This window comes from Pedobacter sp. Hv1 (assembly GCF_001412215.1).
Classification (GTDB): Bacteria; Bacteroidota; Bacteroidia; order Sphingobacteriales; family Sphingobacteriaceae; genus Pedobacter.
This window is the reverse complement of sequence record NZ_LLWP01000001.1, coordinates 72994-90110: the sequence shown is the minus strand read 5'-3', so window position 1 is coordinate 90110 and position 17117 is coordinate 72994. Positions and strand designations below refer to the sequence as shown.

32 protein-coding genes are annotated in these 17117 nt (G+C 36.0%); 2 read left to right on the top strand and 30 right to left on the bottom strand.

The genetic code is table 11. The annotated features are described in order from the left end of the window. Positions 1–51: 51 nt before the first annotated feature. From AQF98_RS00490 to AQF98_RS00350, 30 genes are all read right to left on the bottom strand, one after another. On the bottom strand, positions 52–729 hold the full coding sequence (locus tag AQF98_RS00490) for a phage tail protein (protein ID WP_055129954.1): 678 nt from the start codon (positions 727–729) through the stop codon (positions 52–54). Between the two features lie 602 nt (positions 730–1331). Next, the gene (locus AQF98_RS00480; protein ID WP_055129952.1) at positions 1332–1541 is read right to left on the bottom strand and encodes a hypothetical protein; all 210 of its coding nucleotides are present in this window, start codon (positions 1539–1541) and stop codon (positions 1332–1334) included. Position 1542: 1 nt separating this feature from the next. Then, positions 1543–2028 (bottom strand): HNH endonuclease, encoded by a 486-nt coding sequence (locus AQF98_RS00475; RefSeq protein WP_055129951.1) that lies wholly within the window; start codon positions 2026–2028, stop codon positions 1543–1545. A 236-nt stretch (positions 2029–2264) separates the two neighbouring features. Continuing rightward, positions 2265–2594: a hypothetical protein gene (locus AQF98_RS00465; RefSeq protein WP_055129949.1), complete on the bottom strand. Its 330-nt coding sequence runs from the start codon at positions 2592–2594 to the stop codon at positions 2265–2267. Further along, the gene (locus AQF98_RS00460) at positions 2591–2803 is read right to left on the bottom strand and encodes a hypothetical protein (protein WP_055129948.1); all 213 of its coding nucleotides are present in this window, start codon (positions 2801–2803) and stop codon (positions 2591–2593) included. Before AQF98_RS00460 ends, AQF98_RS00465 begins: the two co-directional genes overlap by 4 nt. A 99-nt stretch (positions 2804–2902) precedes the next feature. Then, positions 2903–3076 (bottom strand): hypothetical protein, encoded by a 174-nt coding sequence (locus AQF98_RS22105; RefSeq protein ID WP_161805831.1) that lies wholly within the window; start codon positions 3074–3076, stop codon positions 2903–2905. A 7-nt stretch (positions 3077–3083) separates the two neighbouring features. After that, positions 3084–3269 carry a hypothetical protein gene (locus AQF98_RS00455; protein ID WP_055129947.1) on the bottom strand — a complete coding sequence of 62 codons (186 nt, stop codon included), beginning with the start codon at positions 3267–3269 and terminating at the stop codon, positions 3084–3086. 19 nt (positions 3270–3288) lie between these two features. After that, positions 3289–3477, bottom strand: coding sequence for a hypothetical protein (locus tag AQF98_RS00450; RefSeq protein ID WP_055129946.1), 189 nt, complete (start codon positions 3475–3477; stop codon positions 3289–3291). A gap of 43 nt (positions 3478–3520) precedes the next feature. Further along, the gene (locus AQF98_RS00445; protein WP_055129945.1) at positions 3521–3793 is read right to left on the bottom strand and encodes a hypothetical protein; all 273 of its coding nucleotides are present in this window, start codon (positions 3791–3793) and stop codon (positions 3521–3523) included. 67 nt (positions 3794–3860) lie between these two features. Then, complete coding sequence (locus AQF98_RS00440) at positions 3861–4208, bottom strand: hypothetical protein (RefSeq protein ID WP_055129944.1); 348 nt, start codon at positions 4206–4208, stop codon at positions 3861–3863. A gap of 69 nt (positions 4209–4277) precedes the next feature. Beyond that, on the bottom strand, positions 4278–4496 hold the full coding sequence (locus AQF98_RS00435; RefSeq protein WP_152969598.1) for a hypothetical protein: 219 nt from the start codon (positions 4494–4496) through the stop codon (positions 4278–4280). A gap of 109 nt (positions 4497–4605) precedes the next feature. After that, entirely contained in the window at positions 4606–5094 is a 489-nt protein-coding gene (locus AQF98_RS00430; RefSeq protein ID WP_055129942.1) for a hypothetical protein, read from the bottom strand. Positions 5095–5414: 320 nt separating this feature from the next. Further along, positions 5415–5558 carry a hypothetical protein gene (locus AQF98_RS22100; RefSeq protein WP_161805830.1) on the bottom strand — a complete coding sequence of 48 codons (144 nt, stop codon included), beginning with the start codon at positions 5556–5558 and terminating at the stop codon, positions 5415–5417. A gap of 25 nt (positions 5559–5583) precedes the next feature. Then, positions 5584–6663, bottom strand: a complete 1080-nt coding sequence (locus AQF98_RS00420) for an RNA-directed DNA polymerase (RefSeq protein ID WP_082434860.1) — start codon at positions 6661–6663, stop codon at positions 5584–5586. Positions 6664–6885: 222 nt separating this feature from the next. Next, on the bottom strand, positions 6886–7293 hold the full coding sequence (locus tag AQF98_RS00415) for a hypothetical protein (RefSeq protein ID WP_055129940.1): 408 nt from the start codon (positions 7291–7293) through the stop codon (positions 6886–6888). A gap of 6 nt (positions 7294–7299) precedes the next feature. Continuing rightward, positions 7300–7815, bottom strand: coding sequence for a hypothetical protein (locus AQF98_RS00410; RefSeq protein WP_055129939.1), 516 nt, complete (start codon positions 7813–7815; stop codon positions 7300–7302). Positions 7816–7905: 90 nt separating this feature from the next. After that, the gene (locus AQF98_RS00405; RefSeq protein WP_152969597.1) at positions 7906–8475 is read right to left on the bottom strand and encodes an ATPase; all 570 of its coding nucleotides are present in this window, start codon (positions 8473–8475) and stop codon (positions 7906–7908) included. A gap of 148 nt (positions 8476–8623) precedes the next feature. Beyond that, complete coding sequence (locus AQF98_RS00400; protein ID WP_055129937.1) at positions 8624–9502, bottom strand: DUF4373 domain-containing protein; 879 nt, start codon at positions 9500–9502, stop codon at positions 8624–8626. Between the two features lie 19 nt (positions 9503–9521). Further along, the gene (gene dcm, locus AQF98_RS00395; protein ID WP_055129936.1) at positions 9522–10997 is read right to left on the bottom strand and encodes a DNA (cytosine-5-)-methyltransferase; all 1476 of its coding nucleotides are present in this window, start codon (positions 10995–10997) and stop codon (positions 9522–9524) included. Further along, on the bottom strand, positions 10994–11899 hold the full coding sequence (locus AQF98_RS00390) for a hypothetical protein (RefSeq protein ID WP_055129935.1): 906 nt from the start codon (positions 11897–11899) through the stop codon (positions 10994–10996). The genes dcm and AQF98_RS00390 overlap by 4 nt, the downstream gene beginning before the upstream one ends. A 6-nt stretch (positions 11900–11905) precedes the next feature. Beyond that, a complete protein-coding gene (gene dnaN, locus AQF98_RS00385; RefSeq protein WP_055129934.1) occupies positions 11906–13021 on the bottom strand; it encodes a DNA polymerase III subunit beta in 1116 nt (371 codons plus the stop codon). Positions 13022–13038: 17 nt separating this feature from the next. Then, positions 13039–13239: a hypothetical protein gene (locus AQF98_RS00380; RefSeq protein WP_055129933.1), complete on the bottom strand. Its 201-nt coding sequence runs from the start codon at positions 13237–13239 to the stop codon at positions 13039–13041. A gap of 39 nt (positions 13240–13278) precedes the next feature. Next, positions 13279–13653 carry a hypothetical protein gene (locus tag AQF98_RS00375; protein WP_055129932.1) on the bottom strand — a complete coding sequence of 125 codons (375 nt, stop codon included), beginning with the start codon at positions 13651–13653 and terminating at the stop codon, positions 13279–13281. Positions 13654–13657: 4 nt separating this feature from the next. Then, positions 13658–14233: a hypothetical protein gene (locus AQF98_RS00370; protein WP_055129931.1), complete on the bottom strand. Its 576-nt coding sequence runs from the start codon at positions 14231–14233 to the stop codon at positions 13658–13660. A gap of 34 nt (positions 14234–14267) precedes the next feature. Beyond that, entirely contained in the window at positions 14268–14417 is a 150-nt protein-coding gene (locus AQF98_RS22095; protein ID WP_161805829.1) for a hypothetical protein, read from the bottom strand. Further along, the gene (locus tag AQF98_RS00365) at positions 14417–14806 is read right to left on the bottom strand and encodes a hypothetical protein (protein WP_055129930.1); all 390 of its coding nucleotides are present in this window, start codon (positions 14804–14806) and stop codon (positions 14417–14419) included. The genes AQF98_RS22095 and AQF98_RS00365 overlap by 1 nt, the downstream gene beginning before the upstream one ends. 11 nt (positions 14807–14817) lie before the next feature. After that, positions 14818–14994 (bottom strand): hypothetical protein, encoded by a 177-nt coding sequence (locus AQF98_RS22090; RefSeq protein WP_161805828.1) that lies wholly within the window; start codon positions 14992–14994, stop codon positions 14818–14820. A 22-nt stretch (positions 14995–15016) separates the two neighbouring features. Beyond that, complete coding sequence (locus tag AQF98_RS00360; RefSeq protein WP_152969596.1) at positions 15017–15253, bottom strand: hypothetical protein; 237 nt, start codon at positions 15251–15253, stop codon at positions 15017–15019. Positions 15254–15285: 32 nt separating this feature from the next. Next, a complete protein-coding gene (locus AQF98_RS00355; protein WP_055129928.1) occupies positions 15286–15870 on the bottom strand; it encodes a helix-turn-helix transcriptional regulator in 585 nt (194 codons plus the stop codon). Beyond that, positions 15867–16091, bottom strand: coding sequence for a hypothetical protein (locus AQF98_RS00350; protein ID WP_055129927.1), 225 nt, complete (start codon positions 16089–16091; stop codon positions 15867–15869). Before AQF98_RS00350 ends, AQF98_RS00355 begins: the two co-directional genes overlap by 4 nt. Positions 16092–16261: 170 nt before the next feature. On the opposite strand from AQF98_RS00350, the gene AQF98_RS00345 reads away from it, so the two are divergent. Next, positions 16262–16642 carry a helix-turn-helix domain-containing protein gene (locus tag AQF98_RS00345; protein ID WP_055129926.1) on the top strand — a complete coding sequence of 127 codons (381 nt, stop codon included), beginning with the start codon at positions 16262–16264 and terminating at the stop codon, positions 16640–16642. Between the two features lie 112 nt (positions 16643–16754). Next, positions 16755–17117 carry a helix-turn-helix transcriptional regulator gene (locus AQF98_RS00340; protein ID WP_055129925.1) on the top strand — a complete coding sequence of 121 codons (363 nt, stop codon included), beginning with the start codon at positions 16755–16757 and terminating at the stop codon, positions 17115–17117.

The following is a 17117-nucleotide window of genomic DNA, read 5'->3' as shown; positions in this document are numbered from 1 at the left end:
AGGGAGGACCCAAAAAACCTACAGAGGTTGGTACTTCTTAATTTATTATTACTAAAGTCTATTTATTAAGTTTTTTAATTCTACCTCTAACCTCTTAGAGTACAAATCCATCACTGTCGTATTAACATCCTTGTTAACAGTCCTGTTCTGTAATGCACCATATACTGACGTAGTATTTAGTTTGGTTATTGGAAGGTCAGGACCTGTACTCACTAAGCGCTTATCCCTTTTAATGAAGTTGTAATTACTACCACCACCCACGTACTTTCCCCTTGCAAAAACAGGTTTTTGCTTATCATTATTAATCATGAATGCATATGGTATATTAACTTTTTTACCCTTGAACACCTCAAAGGTAACACCTCCACCAGACTGGCTTCTGCTTGATTTAATAGTTTTATTCCCCCTACGATTAATCGAAATTTTGGAGGCTCCATTTTTATTGGAAGTATAGAATACAGGATTAAAGTGTGTTAAGCTTATTGGTCTACGACCCACTGCTATTGTCCCTGTTAGACTACTAGATGAGGATTTGTTAATCTTCATCTGTTTCAAATCTGCGTTTTTAATATTAAACTCTGATTTAATAGATTTTTTAATAAATACAACACCGCTTGTTAAAGCCCTATTAATTGCCCTTGATGTTGCGGTGGCAACAGCTTTGTCTGAAAGCTGTGCTGCGAGTTTTTCAAAGTCGTTGATTTGGGTTTTTACAGATACTTCAATCATGGTCTATACTTAGTCTGTCTTATGGCTAAATATACGATGATATTTTACATTTGCAAATTTTTCATGTTTGGAAAATATATTTCAATAAACCTCTTCAAGGCATGGTGGTAATTTTGATATTTCTTCAAAAGATATTAGGTGTTTAAAAGAATTAAACCTTTCGACCGCAATTGACCAACATTTCATTTTAACAATCTCCTTGCTTAAGCTATTGTCAAATTTAGTATGGCAATCGATGCATAAGAATAATCGATTTAATGGATGGACCATTACACTAATGAAGTTTCGTTTGGGTATTATGTGTGCAATGTACGCTCGTGATGACCATGGAGCATTTGGACTAAGGTAGATATCGCAATTCTCACAACATCTTGGCATTTGATTTATTTGCTCATTGAACCAATTACCTAGTGTTTGGCCGTTATTTGCTGTCCGCAGCGTTTGGGCTTTTTTTCTTTTTCTATTAGTTGCATTCAAAGTATACTTGGCTTGTTGATACTTCTGATAATGAAAGTGTGGGCCTATACAGCACCGTTTCGCAATCAAAGGCTTAATAACCGCGTCAGGTACACAATCGACGCATTTAGCTTCTTTTGGTTTAATCATTTCAGGAGGTCCGCAGCAATAGCGTTATTTTTTAAATTAGACAAAACTGATAGAAATATTTTAACTGGTCTACGGTAACCATCTGAACGCAGACGAGCATTGTATTTAATATTTTCTATTAGTTCCTTACGTTGATCCAGAAGCATACTGTTAGATGCATTGACAGCACTTATCATTGCTGTTTCTTTTTTAGTTAAGAATGACATATTAAATATTGTTAAATGTTTCGAAATAGAAAATAACTGGATTGGAAGTCTCACTTACTAAGCCGTATCGCTTGGCTATCTTATATTGATTGTGATAAAGGTTTAATGAGTTAATAAAATTTGCTATCGTTTTTCTAAAGCCTTCTAATCCCATACTTGACTTCAAAATATTGCAACTTGCGCATGCGGGCATATAATTCTCGATACATTCATTCTCAGGGTTATCGCAGCCATCCGCAATAGACTTAACTGTTTTAAACCATTCTATTTTAGCCATATCAAACTCTTCTTGTTTTAATCTTGATATTTCACGACTGGTTAAATTAACCTTTTTACCATCAATGATTGCCGAACCTTCAACATACTTCCATCGACGGCCTATTGGTTCTTTATGATCAACGTGCCAACCTTTTAATAACTCGTTGCCACAATAAGCACATTTACCTCCGAATTTATTAAAAACAAACTCTCTATCTGATTTTTTCATCTATTTTTTATTAAATGCAGTACCAGCAAACCGTTTACCACGGTTATATGATACCACTGTTACGTTTATTTGTTTATGGTAGACTGCAGCCATGTAATCACTTTGGTTATCAAATTCGACAAAGAAGTTAACTCCATTAAGATTAAATGTAAGAACTGGATAAGGTTGCTTAACCTCAGAACTAGTTAACTCAGGTTGACAGTTCTTGCCGTTACACGATATATGCCATTGTTCCATTATGCAAAGCCTGAATTTTCTGAAATTAAATACCAATTGCCATCTAAATTCCTTTGCCATTCCGCACCACGCAATGGTAATGATAAAATAATGCGATAGTCATTTTCATGATCTGAACAAACTTCTTTCTCAATATCTAATAATGTTTTTGAACCGAAGAACTCATCACCCGAAGATGCTTGGTAATAAATATTACCATTTTTCAGCACTAAATAACCGCCAAAACCATAATATAAACGAGTTTCATAGCTTAAGATTTGATTGTTGCCTGGACAACATGCACAACCCAAATGCGTTGACTTAATAGGTGTTAAATAGTTTATTTTCATATCTTATCTGTTATCACCAAACAATCAATTGTTGGCCATTCCTTTTTTGGGACATCTGGAGCTTGAAACTGAACTCCTTTTACAAATGCTTTTTGTGCCATCCCATAACGGCACTCATCATCGAACTGATCATCGAACTGATCAAGCATAACATCCATAGACTTATCCTTGATATTTCTAAAGATTTCTTCTAATTGTCCTACATTCATAATTAAAAAGGTTTCCTATACACCTTAAGGTTTTAATTTTTAATTGTGTGTCGCCGCTACTATGGTATTATCGCCTAATGTTATCTCGTGTTTCATTAATTATGCGTTATTTAAAAAGTCTATTAGCAATTCACCATCATCTGAAATGAAATCTATGATATTTGGCTCTAATCTTTCATCATAGAACTTAATTGTGCAATTACCTGTTGTATTGTCAAATACTAATTCGCTAACTCCTGTAGCTCTGTTTAGTGCTCCTGCTAGTTTTTTCATTTTATTTTTAGGTTAACTTTTCTAAATCCGATAATTGTAGTTTTTCAGCAGAAAAAATGGCACTGGATTTAACAACTCTAAATTCAACTTTACCATTTGAATGTCTTCGGCCCTGTAATAAATACCTTGTTTCACAATAATTTCCGATTGTTAAATCAGTCCATTTGCCCCATTTGCTTTTAAATATTTTCATAATTGTTAATTTCTATGGTTTAACTTCTTTTAAAATCGAAGAATAGTGATTGGCCTAATTCTTCACCTTCATCTTCCCTAAACTCTATTAGGTCTTTAACTCCATACTTACCAAAATATTCAATGGTAGCATATCCTGTTACATTGTCAAAATGCAATGATTTGATGTTGTCTTTCCTTTCATTAAGGATTTTTAATAGTTCGTTCATTATTTCTATGGTTTGTTGAGGGGTTAATAAATAGGGGCAATTATTAATCAAGAATAAATTCCTTGAAGTCACAAAAATCTGGACAATCATCGGCGACATCATAAGATGTTTCATCAATCAATGTTTGTAATTTTGATAGCCCTGTATCGTTATCTTGGCTTTGTTCTAATTCTTTTGCAACTGCTTCCATGAATTTTTGATTATCTCTAATAATTAGCGGGTACTCTGGGTGGTTTCTTTGAGTATGCACAAGTAGAGTTTTAGGAATATGAATAGAAATTCCTTTTTCGTCTGTTTTAATTGTAATAAGTTTCATGTTAGTATGGTTTTTACAAAGCCGACCAAGGCGTTTAATCATCTATTTGTTTATCCCGTTGGGGTGGTTAATATAAATCTTCACTTATTAGAATTGGATTACTTTCATCATGCATGTTATGAATTAGTTGACCTGCTGATTTAGCAATTAAGTATCCTTCGCTTCTATCAACATGCCTATCCAAATTAGTTAAAAAGCCCTGTCCGTCTCTTTGTTGCCTATCAATTAACTGTTTAATCATAACATCTTCATTTATTCCTAAAGTATAGCCAATAGCCTGTAATGTCGTGTAGCAGTTGTGGTGTCTCCTACCGCTTACTACAAATCCAGTTTCAATATTTTTAGGCTGATGGTTGTGTTTTTTACCATCATCAAAATGAATTGATGCACACAATATGTACTCTTTCTTCTCCATGCTAATCCTGTTTAAGTTTTCTTACCACAAAGCCCCGCAAATCGAAACTCGCAGGGCGGTTGATTATAGTTAATCAAAAAATGTACATTGGTTCCATGAGTAGGCATTGCCAGAACAGATATAGCCTAGCTGACCATTGGCCCTCTGTCCAATTACAGGATTATGTGAACTATTTCTAGGTATTTTAGAATGTACATGAGGCCATCCAAAAGGATTTTCCCCAATTACAACGCCGCCAGGCGCCGGACCACTACCTTCTTCTTCAGCCTTAACAATTTTGCCCGTCATTCCTAGAATGAGAGCAAAGGCAATTACGCCTATCAATAGTTTTTTCATTTACCACCCCAAGCCCGAACCTAATTAAAGGTGTCGGGCCAGATGGTGAGGGTGGTCACTTCTAAATTTTGAATTGTTTAAGTTCTCCTGTTAAATCTAATAGGATTTGCTCGAGGTCTTTAATCGTCCTAATCTTGCCATCAAAAGCCGGATGCGCTCCCTTGTCGTAATTTTCTTTCGTGTCATAAATTGCAAAACTGAAATCATTCATGTTGATTGCAATATTTGAAAAACCATTTACTATTGTCAGGTGCATATTTATGCTGCCTCCTGTTTCCTCCCTTGTTAATCCGTTCAGTTCGAGCAATTTCTCTGTTAGAGGTATGGCGAACGGTAATTTATTTGGGACAAAATATTCCTGTGGTGCCTTACCTAGCCAGGTAACAAGCTTTGTGAATACTAGGATATCCATGCCCCAATCTTTTTCTGCCCTCGTGTACACCGAGTTTGTTATGCCTACTGCCGCAGCTGCTTTTGGTACTGAAATACCTTGTTTAACAACTCTTTCGTATCTTAGGTCCTCTGCTAGTTTTACTGAATTGAATTTCATAATGTCTTTTTTTAAATGTTAATAATGATTGTTTAACCAAAAGTACCTGGATCAAAAACCATTACTTTACGGGTAACCGTAAGCCTCTTATTTATCGTCATTTAGATTGAATATTTCTCTAATGTGAAACCATGTGGCTGAGACTGTTATTATCAATGGAATATTCATTATTAGTAACGCAAGACCAATTGCCCACATAGGGTAATTTGATTTTAAATGATTGAATTCTTCATTATCATCATCAACCTTATCGGTAAATAGGAATAAGAGTATACCGATCAAATAAAATGCTATATAGATGTAAAATGTCATGTTAAATTTTATGATAATTCGTAATGTCTGTTTACTTTTTTAATCGTTGTTCTTACAGGACAATTTTCCCTGCCTATTTTCAATATCATATCGTTCAATAATTCGCCACCACTGAACAATACACGCATTTCATTGTCAAATTCTATCTGCACATGTATGCAGGTTGTTCCAACTCTTTTAGTTGATGGCCGCAGCGCATAGTCGTGGATTATTACTGGTTGATCTAATATGGTTTCGATCTGTACGCTTTTTCCAACTAAGCTTAGAGCTGTTGGTTTTATTCCTAATTGGCTGAATTCTTTTATTTCCATTCAATAGTTTCCTTTCCAGGTTCCTACAATTTCCGTGCTTTGTCCACCCCATATAGGAGGCTATGGACGCCCTATTACTTCTCCTTGATATCATCCTTCCAAAATTCCTTTTAATGCTAGGACGTAGGAGTATTTTATTATGATAGAACACATAGCCAACGAAATCAATACCCCTGTTTGCAACCGGAAAGATTTGGTAGTTCTGTTTTACTTTTAGTTTGAGGTTAATGTTTAGATAATTCTTAATCGCTGCAAGTACCTTATGCAACCATTGTTTATTGTTTGAAAGGATTACGATATCATCTGCATAACGATAATAATATTTTACTCCAATCTCTTGTTTCAACCAGTGGTCAAATCCAGTTAAATAATAGTTCGCAAGATATTGGCTCAGGTAATTCCCAATTGGTAGGCCAGGTGCACTATCGATGATCTCATCCAAAAGCCACAACAGGTTTTGGTCTTTGAGTTTTCGCCTTAACTGCATCTTAAGTACATCATGAGCTACACTAGGGTAGAACTTTGTGATATCAAGTTTTAAGCAATAAGTTGTACCTTCTTTATCTTGCAATCCTTTTTTCACAGCTCGGAATGCACCATGTATACCACGGCCCTTTATGCAACTATAGGTGTCCGCTGTAAACCATGAAACAAACCTTGGCTCCATTTCGGTCATTATCGCATGGTGCAATATTCTATCTGGAGCATAAGGTAATCTGTATACTGTTCTTTCTTTTGGTTCGTACACCTGAAACGTTGTATATTCAGATGTTCTATAAGTTTTGTTTACCAATGAGCTATGCAGTTTTTGAATATTCTCGGTTTCATTTTTTAAATGATGCCTTACACCATATTGCTTGCTCTTTCCACGCCTGGCAATTAAATCTGCTCTCTTCAGATTTTCTATACTGGTAATTTTTTCAAATAGGTGGTTGATCCTCTTCATGCCTTTGCTTTAAATGGTCGTTTTCTCTACTGGAATTCAGGATACCAACGCCCTTTTGTTTTATTCTCAATTTTTTGCCATGTTGGCAAGGTCTGTACTGCTTATTATTGTCTGCATAGGTGGGAACTGACGTTCGCATTCGTATTCGAGTTCGAATTCGTCCAATCGTTGTACGAAAAGCTAAAGCCTGAAACCATAACAGTACACCACCCTAATTTTTTATTATTCTTTTATGTTGCCAGGTACTACATACCCTTCAAAATGATGAGAGAAGTATTTCCAAAAATGCCTTGCTTTATCTCTATTCTCAAACAAACGGCGGGAACCGACGTACGCAAGCGTAAACGAGCGCGAAAGCGTCCAACCGAGGTACGAAAAGCCAAAGCCCGAAGTTCTACTATCATCTTTAACCACATCTGGCCATAGATAAGTTTTAAGTTGGTTTGTATTGAAAATATCAACTTTGAAATCTGGACCATTGATTGCTTCTATAGCTTTTTCCATGATGAATAAGTGCTTCATTGGTTTTTGGTCCGCAGCAGGTAAAAGATCAAATGCTTCTAAGCATTTGATGTCAATTCCGAGGTGTTTAAATACAAGCTCGTCTGTTGTAAGGTTTTCGTAATTCATTTTTATTTAAGATTTAATTGATTTTGAAGGGTGTTGTAGTAATAATGTTTCAGGTGTATGCTCGCCACTTAGCAAAACTTTTATGATATGGCCGATACATTTATCCATGTGTACCGCTTTTTCTGAACTGTTAACGCAAAGGCGGGAACCGACGTACGCACCCGTACGCGAGTGCGAAACCGTCCAAACGCTGAACGAAAAGCGAAAGCCCGAACGTCTATAGTATGGATAGTACCAAGTATCTTCTGTTGTTAAATGGACATGTTCATTCATTGCAAAGGCAAATGCTCTTTGACAAGCTATAGCCCAATCGAAAGGATCCATGTCTTTAGTCCGTTCAATAAATTGTTCCATAGTTTCACCATTGTATTCTAAAGCGGTTTCCATGCTGAATACTTTTTCCATGATGTTTTTGTCAAATGTTGACTGACCGAATATTTTTACTAAAATAGCTTTGGTCTTAGCATCACCAGCTTCGTAATCTTTACGTATCTGGTCCTTACTTACTTCTAGGTTTTCCATTTTGATTTTTAAGTTTAATTCTACTATTTGATTTTATATCTAACAGGATAAGTATTACAAACCCTGCAATAAATGTTAAAGGAAGTTCCATTATACTCTTCTATCTGGAGCATTGACATCGAAATCAAGAAGGTTGAACATTTCACGCATTCTTGACCTGATCCTAGTTCCGTAATTGTTTTCGATTTCTTCACTGTTTAAGTTGGTAGTGATATGGAAATGACCGATGAGCATGTTGTCGTATACCTTGTAGATGATATCTTGCATTACATTCACCTCGTTGCCATAGTTCTTTTTAAGCTCTTCGGTACCTAGATCATCATAGCATCTTCCAATACTCTCATGGCCGTAATACTGGTGCTTGTACACAAGTTGTTTCTCAGATGAAGCGATAAGAGAATCAGATCCGATTTTACTGTACTGGTCCGCAATACTTCTACACGAAATCAATGAGTAAGGACGAAATGAGTTAACACCAAACAATCGCATTAGGAAGGTCTTTCCGCAGCCAACAGGTCCGAATAACAAAATCCCTTTCTTTAGTGAATAACGTCCATCGAGTTCGAAACCTGGATCATTACTGAAGTATTGGCAAAGCAGCTCAAATATCTCTTTGTTGTTATTATCGATGATAAAGCCGGGATTGTTGGTTATGATCATCGACCTCAAAGCTTCATAGTCCAATACCTCGTATTTTGGTTGTTCGAAAAGTTTCCGCTTGTATGCTTCCATTTTCAACTTTGCATCCTTCTGACCTTTGGCATAGTGCAATGCTGCATCAATCTCATCGTGTGTCAGCTCTATGTGGTCATAGTTTGCCAAAAGCTTTTGCTGGTTGGACGGTATTAGTTGATTTAAAGGCTGTACTTCTTTGGAATTGTTCATTTATTTGGTTCTTATCGGTTAAAACTCTTTTGTATTTTGGTATCCACTGGTAGAAATGTTTTAGAACATCAACAGGCTGTTTATTTTTTAATTCACCAAAAGCTTTTTTCTGCTCATAGAAAACCCTGAAGTAAGTTAAAGTTGTAGTAGGGTCAGTGCCGTGCTGCATCTGCACCAGATTAAAGATTGAGTGACCTTTCAAAAATTTTTCGGCCGCAACAAATTCTTCTTCATCCAACACAAAATCAATCGGCAATTCATGTTGTTTTTCTTCAGAGATTTTTTTTTCAATTTTTATTGAATTAATTACTTCTACTTCGGCTACGACTTCCGGAGTAGTAGGATAATAATTACTATTATTATCTATACTTTCTTTTACTTTACTATACTTTACTTTACTTTGTGTACTTGGAGTCTTAGAAACTACTTCTTGTTTTAGTTTCTTGTCAAGAAATCTCTGTTTTACTGCATTTCTATTATCGATAACTGGCTGTAAACGCTTTTTTAATCCGCAGCTATAGATCTGGTTTTCTTCTCTGAAAAGTAGTTTTACCTTTACACAATAGTCGATTATTTGTGTTAAAATTTCCGCTTCTTCGTCGAAGTCTCCAGCCAACAGTTCTATCTCCATTTCATTTATTTCGATAAAGAAGAAATCAGAGCCGGTAAGAACTTCTAACAACATATTGAACACAGAGTACCCATTTTTGAATTTCTTGCGTAGCGCCCTTATTTTAGGATCGTTGCGCATGTCCTTGTCATGGCTGAAATAGTCTGCATTATCTTTCTTTGGTCTAGCCATCCTAAATGCTAATTTTTGGTTATATGAAAATTGGTAATAGAACTTCTTCGATTGCTTGTATAACTGCTACAGTAATGCTATTTCCTGATTGCTTGTATAACTGCGTATCACTTACTGGCTTAATGAAGCTATCTGGAAAATCTTGTAACCTAAAACATTCCAATGGTGTCAGTTTCCTAATCCTTGAATTTGTACCTACTATTGGGGTTTGACCTCCACCCATTCCCATCGCAGAAGTGATTGTTGGGCATATTCCGTCAGTTCTTAGTTTCTGGTGGTCTTGTAATCCACCTTTACACCAATCCTCAGTTGTCGAATATAGCCCTGACTTTCCACCCAGACCACCTCCAGACGAGCTAATTGTGCATGATAAACCATTAATATCATATATTCTAGCACCTTGACAATAATCTGTAACAGTACCACCTTCAAGTAACTTACCAGCCTTAATTCCTCCTAAGAGAATTAAGTTATTGGATTTTTCAATTACTGCTTGATTACAACCAGTATCTAGTGTATTTGCAATGCCTTTACCAACCCTTCCTCGACGAGTATTTGAGTTGGAGTAGTTGATGCTGTCGCCAGGCTTTGCGATGTCGAACCATTTTTTGGTCGCTTCTTCAACCATAACAGTATCCCAGTTATGCTTTAAATCAAAACTACCTCTACCGCCATGCCTAATGGTATTTGAAATTTCTTTGCCCTGAAGGTTTGTTGCTTCTGTAATTGAAAGTATGTTCATTCCACGAGCAATTTTATAGTCGGAAGCTAGAAGAGTGGTAGCAATATCATTTTCATTCTTTATTGTAGAATGATGTCCAATTCCATCATTAGTTAACCTTGAAATAGCCTCGTTACTTAAGTAGTACTTTTCATCAACATTTGATTCTAGTACATCCTTTAAACGTTTATTTAATTTCCATCCTTTCGGAAATTTAAAACCGAATTCAATATCTCTGCGTATTCCGACCAGAAATACACGTTCCCTATTTTGTGGGACTCCAAAGTTTTTTGAGTTTAATACTTTGTAATATAAATTGTAACGTAGACTATCTTGATGAGGAAACATATGTTCTACACCGTTCGTTCGTTCGCCTAATAATTGGCACCAATTATGGAAGGTACGTCCATTGGCATCACTTAATAGACCCTTAACATTTTCTATAATGAAAACCTTTGGTCGTTGGTTTTTAACGTATCTGTAGAAATCATAGAACAGCAATCCACGTTTATCAAGTTCACCAAGTCTTTTACCCGCTAAACTGAATGCCTGGCATGGTATACCGCCAATAAACAAGTCTGCATATTGCTCAGGTAAATCCCATTCTTCTTTTGTCATATCCTGATACATATGATTAGGTTGAAAGTTGGCTAAATATGTTTGTCTTGCATATTTATCAATCTCACAAGCAAAAACAACTTCATGTTCAATACCTAAATTCCTTAGTGCCTGTTCCGGACTTCCTATACCGCTACATACCGTTGCTATTTTCATATTTCAAACATATTACCCGCCCTAGCGTTGGCTTTACAGCCAACACACATAGGCATAAATTCATTAATTTTTTCTGATGCTTTATTGATAGCAGCAATAGTTTTCTTATTAGGGTTTTGGTGTATGTCAAAACCAAATTTTTGAACAATATGCTTTCTTAGGTTTTTCATCCACAACCCCCATTCAGGATCATATTCAGAACAAGCAATTCTACTGGCTTCATTCTGCATTGTTCCGCAATTACATTCACCGGACCTTCCTAATGCAATTGATACTGGACTTCTTTGCTCATTTTCAGATGATAGTAGTTCCAAGCATTGTTTCTTTGTAAACCAATGTGCAATATTTACCCAAAGGTTTCTTCCTTGCCATCTAAATGGGTTATCTCCATAATTATCAGCACGGTTTTCACTTTCTTCTACACGAACGCCATTAATCAAAATGATATTCCTTCTTGAAACCCCCTTACGTATGTATTTCGATATTGTTCTATCGAAAGGATTTGTTTTGAGGATATGGTAACTAAAGGAATGGGCAGAATGACCAACCCCAAAAAAGCCCTTTCGATTTACATAGTCTTCAAAAGCACTACCAGCGTCCGCAGTAAGTAGTTTTATTTTATGTTTATCTGATAATGAATTGACAAACAATCTAACATCCTTTAAGCCGGTTCCAGTAACTCCATGAATGATATAGTCAATTTTAACACCAAACATCATTGCAATCTTTAAAGCCGTCAAACTATCATCACCACCAGTAACCAAGACACATACAGCATATGGATCAGCCATAAACATTGCTTTCTTCAAAATTTCGAAACTTTGCTGTATTTCGTCCTGAAGAATGCCAATGTTTGGAACACCAAGAATCATTGGCTTATTAAAAATATGGAGCTGCTGCATATTGATTTATTCCGGTACGTAAAATGGCATTAGCAACATCAGATTGGATTTATCTGTTAAGTTTTCATTATCTTCCCTAATAATGATTCCGTGTTTACCATCTTTTATTGAGAAGTGGACCAATTCGGTTCCATACTTTGAAAGACAGCTAATCAGCTTATTTCCGTTCACACAAATTTTAAGTGGTTCGTATGGATAGTCCAATAAAATATCTTCATCAGCATTTTCTCCAATCTCATTCTTTGCGCTAACCTTACACTTGTTGTCGCCAATTTCAAGATCAATTAGTGATGTTCCGAAATTTGAAAACTGCCTTACACGTTTTACTGAGCCATACAAAAGATCTTTTTGGATAAAGAAGTGTCTATCATTCTTCAATGGTAAAATACCTCGCCAATCTGGATAACTATCATCAATAAGCATTGATTGAACGACAGTCTTTTCATCCGTCTCGAATTGTATGCTTCTTTTACCTATGCAGATTTTTAAATTCTCTGCACAAGTAAGACTTCTTAAGATGGTCATTACTTTGTTTGGAATAATAAAACTCATCCTATCTTCCAGCTTCGTTTCAATCATTTGGCTGTATGTGCCTAGTACATGAGTATCGCAACCAGTAAAGGAAATCTCTCTATTTTCAAATTCAATAAGAACTCCAGTTAAAGATGGCCTTAAAACATCTAAAGAACAAGCGAACAATGATCTATCAATCCCCAACATCAAACTTTCCGAAGATATTTCCAATACCGTAGGGTCTGTAATATCGATTAAAGGGAAATTATTGCCATCTTCAATTGGAATTGTACATTTTGCATTACCAGTAGTTATTACAGCTAAATTATCCTGAAGATTAAATTCAATACCTTGTTCCGGTAGCTCCTTTACCCAATCTAATAAACGTTTTGCTGGTATGGCAAATGAACGGCTGAACTTATTCCCAGATATATCTACTTTTGTAGTTAGGAAAACCTCCATGTTCCCAGCAGTAATAAAGATATAATCATCTTCTACCTTGAAAAGATAGCTTTGTAAAATAGGAAGGATGCTATTTGATATCCCTTTACCCGTAATTGTCAAGGCATCCAAAAGGATTGATTTTTGTACCGTAAATTTATGTTTCATTATTTTATTTTTGATGGTTATAAAAATCTGCAGTGTCTCATACGCAGGTCGAAAAGCTTATCGCTAAAGCTTGACTGGCCGCTTTCAATTTCTTCATGCTCTTTGATCGCGAAGAATAGGGACCTACGGCAATCTTCCGGATCATCCCGTCCGATCAATTCTGAAGCAACATTCTGTTCAATGTCTTCAATTCGTTGTTGTGTTAGTGCTTTACTCATTTTATTAAGGTTTAATGGGTATAAATATTTTAATCGTGACTATTTTGTATTATACTTTTCTCTAAGTTTTAGATTAACTTCATTAGCAGTAGTGGTACCGTTTTTGATTTCCATTATCAATCTATCCGCAGCTTCCCTCACATTATTTGATACCCATGTATAACCTAACATTAAAGCGATTTCAGATAGGGTAAATGCATTGTAGCTGGCAATAGTGTGAAGTCCTGATAACTTTTGAGTTGAATACCATACCTCTTTAGTGCCATGTGGTCTAATACCTAAGGACAATGTTTTGGTTTCGTTTTCTTTATTACCACTATAAAACCAAACAAATAGATCACTTGGATTAATTACACCAAGCCTGTGTAATTCTTCTGCTTGCTCAATAGAGCATACTTGCCATTCTAAATTCATATTCTTATGTGTTTAAGGAACTATAATCGATTTCTGCCTGTAGGAACTCGGATTTCAGCAGGTTCAGCAATTGAATGCGAGGTGTATTGAATGGTAGAATCTGGCCGATATCGTAGAACCTTGAAATAAAGTCAAGTTTGCCATAACGGAAGTAATCGTTTTCGATGATCAATGCCTGTTGGTCGTATGGTTTTATTTCTTTTAAAGAAACTATGTCAACGTTGTATTTCTTGAAAATCAATTCTTCAAAAGGACGTTCAAGTTTTGAATAGGCATCCCCTAACAAAATCTTAACTGGTTTGATCACATCACCAAGATAGGCTTCCGCAGCATCATGAAGCAATGCAGTACGCTTAAGTTCATCAGGAGCAAGGAACCAAACTAGGAGAGTGTGCTGCGCAACACTGTAATGTTCAGCGATGTGGCCACCAAACCTGCACACATTGGATAAGCTGGTTGCGATATCGTCAAGGTTCAACATGTCCATATTAGGATTGAGATAGTCAATAAGCCTACCTGTGTAGGAGTTGCTTAGACCTCTATCGCTTTCGGTTATGGGAATAATTCTTTCTACTTGCATGGGTTAAAGTTTTTTATTTTTGGGTTATAGGTTCTTAATTTGTTCCGTTCAAGGTTCTTAATTTGTTCCGTTCAAGGTTTTCCTGATATCTGCATATCCTTTTTTCAACCTCTTCAGAGGGTAATGTTTTTGGTAGCCCAATCCTTACACCTGGACTTACCTCGTAATAGACTGTGTTTTCCATCAGAAAAATGTTTTTTGCCCGCTAACTGGTTTTGGTTTGTCGTATCTAACTCTTTGGTGCAGCTTTTCGATATTTGCAAACTGGTTGCCCATCCTGTTCAGCTCCTGGTCAATAAAGTCGTTAAGTTCCTTTTTGTCGGTAGTAAACCAGTATCCTTCATGTACATTGCTAAGGATAAAGCCTGGAGACATTAGGTCCTTGTTCCTGATGATTCCAACATATTTTCTGAAAGTCTGTTCCGTAATCTTTATATCGCATGCAGCATATAGATAATGGAGTAGACTATGTGTCTTACAGGCAAGGCTTCTTTTATGATGGCATGACCTGAACATTTTAATGATCGCCCTTATGTTGTCCTGCTCGTTTTCGTCGTTTTGCAAATTTTTCATGTTTGGAAAATTTAGACAGCGAACAATAAGATCATTGACAAAACAAAAATTATTGAAAGCCAGATGGCCAGACCTTTAACAGCATCAAAAAATTGTTTTCTTTCTGGGCTGTTCGTGTCCATTAGTCTTTCAACAAACTCATTGTCATTTTGGTATTCGAGTAGTTTTGGATTGGTGTAGTACTTCATGGTGTTTTGGTTTAAGTTGTTTTTATAGGGCTTGTTCGGAAGTATGACCGCTCTCAAAATCACACTCCCGCTTTAGCCACTCTAAGTTTGTTCTATTACCAGCTTTTACTTCTGCCAGTACCAATTTCATTTTCTCTAACTTAGTCCGGTCCGCAGCAAACATATGTTTTGCTTTCAACCTGTCAGTATGCTTTTGTATCTCTATAGTCTCCAGTGCCATTTCCCGAATGATTTCTTCTTCAGATCTCTTCTTTGGCATTACGTGGCCAGTAGGGGATAGGTAGGCAACTCTTAGCATGTTATAAGACCTAGTTTAAAAGCAAGTCCAACAAGCGCAGGTTTGCGTTCTAACCCGCTTTTTCTACAGATGCTATCTTTATGGTGCCTCACTGTATGCTCAGAGATATTTAATTTTTCTGCAATTTCCTTGTCAAGTAGAAAGTTCCCTATTTCAACAAGTACCGCAATCTCACTACGTGTAAGTGTTCCAAATCTTAATTGAAATGAAGTACAAAGCCTACCTTCATATTTGCATTCGCCACGTTTGCCGCAGCACACATATTCAGATGTCTGTACATGACCATCAGCTGAAATGTCTGGTCTGTCATCATAACCACCATGCCTACAAGCAATGTACTGCTTCATCTGTGGTTCTGTTTCCTCCAGTCCCCAATCAATCAAACATTCAATAGCAATAGGGTTCGCTTCCATGTCTAAGTTCATAGTTTCTATTACCCACACAGGGAAATTTTCGAAACTATATCTCTGTCCATCAGTTACGCAGTATAGCTTTTCTTCATGAATAAAGAACTCAACTGAAGTGTCCATCAATACAGCTGGAGTAACTTTATAATGGTCTACGAGGTTAAGTTTCATTTCACCACCTCCATTACTCTTGCTTTTTGTAAAGCAACATCATTCTTATATTCTATTATTACCTCTTCTGCTGCATCAATTACTTTTTTATTGTAGCGTTCAGGATAAAGTAATGTCATACGTATAGCTTCAGCACTCATACCCAACCTATCCGAAATAAGCTTGTAGCCATTCTTTGGTAGTGCTTTTCTTATTTTCTGTAAATCTTTTTTAGTAAACATGGCAGTTAAATGCTATTGTGCTTGTTTTAAATTTGTTCGTTATTTGTTGTGTAAAATTATACACTAATAATTGTAAATAAAACAATATAAGTAAAATAAATCACAAAAACAGGTAATAAAATTCATATTGTATTGGTAATGAACACTATAATTTTACGTCAATTTGTGTAATGAAAAACGTTATCGGTAATATTTTACAAGAATTGCTATCGGAAAAAGGCTCTCCCACAAAAAAAGACTTTTCAGAAATGCTAGGAATTTCCGTTAAGACTCTTTATAATGTGGTTGATGGAAGCAGTGAATTAACTATCAATCAGATCACTAAAGCTTCTGATATATTAAATTTTGATATTCTGAATGAATACAATAAGCGGATAGGAAAAGAGTACTCATCAGACAGTAAAATGTCGGTGGCAAAAAAAATACCAACAAATCAACAGGCAACATTAACATTCAACTTTGGTATCTTGCCAGAAGCTTACGATAATATAGCTGCATTTATGATTGACATTAATGCATTAGCGCTAAAACACGGTATTAAGGTATTATAATTTTTGATATGAAACAATTATTAAAACAAATCTGGAAAAGATTAAAGGATTGGTGGAACAAACCTCCTGATGATGAGAGTTATGAAGATTGGGTAGAAAGAAATGCTTGGTAATGAATAAGAGCGTGATTACCGACGAAGCTAAACGCTTACGTATCTTTATTGAGTTGTTGAATATTCCAAAGATGCAATTTGCCCAAGAAATGGAAATCACTCCTCCAATGGTAACAAAGTATTTGGATGGTACTGTTAAAATTTCTGTCGATCTGGTAAAGAAAATGAACACAACATATAACTTAAGCTTTACCTGGTTCTTTACCGGCAAAGGATCTAAGAAAGCTGGAGTTCAGGAAAAGAAGCTCATTCACGACTTTGGATTTTTACTACAGAGCATTTCATCAATGGAAGCGCAGATCGAAGCGCAGAATAGAAAAATAGATAAGCTTACAAGAGATTTATATAATAGAACAAAATAA